Origin of the sequence: Pseudomonas sp. I2, assembly GCF_040984075.1 — a bacterium.
Classification (GTDB): domain Bacteria; phylum Pseudomonadota; class Gammaproteobacteria; order Pseudomonadales; family Pseudomonadaceae; genus Aquipseudomonas; species Aquipseudomonas guariconensis_B.
This window is the reverse complement of sequence record NZ_JBCGFQ010000174.1, coordinates 1-433: the sequence shown is the minus strand read 5'-3', so window position 1 is coordinate 433 and position 433 is coordinate 1. Positions and strand designations below refer to the sequence as shown.

Sequence of the window (433 nt, the reverse complement as noted above, 5' to 3'; positions counted from 1 at the left end):
AGCGTGAGTGTGTCGCATTACGCGCTGACCCGTGAAGCACCTGACGGTGAAAACAGCGTTGCGTTTCAGGCCATCCAGGCAGAAAAAGAACGTCTTGAATCCCTGCTGCCGGAAAACTGGCGAAAGGATATGACCACCTTCTTTACGCTCGATGGCGCAACCCTGATGGCGCTGATGGCTTTCTGCACCGCCTGTTCAATAGATGGTGTACAGGGCAAGGATGAATTTGGTCGTAAACACCAGAGTTCGCTGGATGGGGTGGAAAACGCCATTCAGTTTGACCTTCGTGACTGGTGGAAACCGACGGCTGATAACCTTTTCTCGCACATGAAGCTGCCACACATTGTACAGGCACTCTCTCAGGCCGGACTGGCTGGCGCAGCACAGGACGCCGCGAAGATGAAGAAAAAGGATGCCGCTGAACATGCAGAGC

1 pseudogene is annotated in these 433 nt (G+C 54.0%); it reads left to right on the top strand.

Features of this window, described 5'->3' with window-relative positions:
• A pseudogene (locus WCE05_RS26120) lies at positions 1-433 on the top strand (hypothetical protein); the annotation flags it as partial.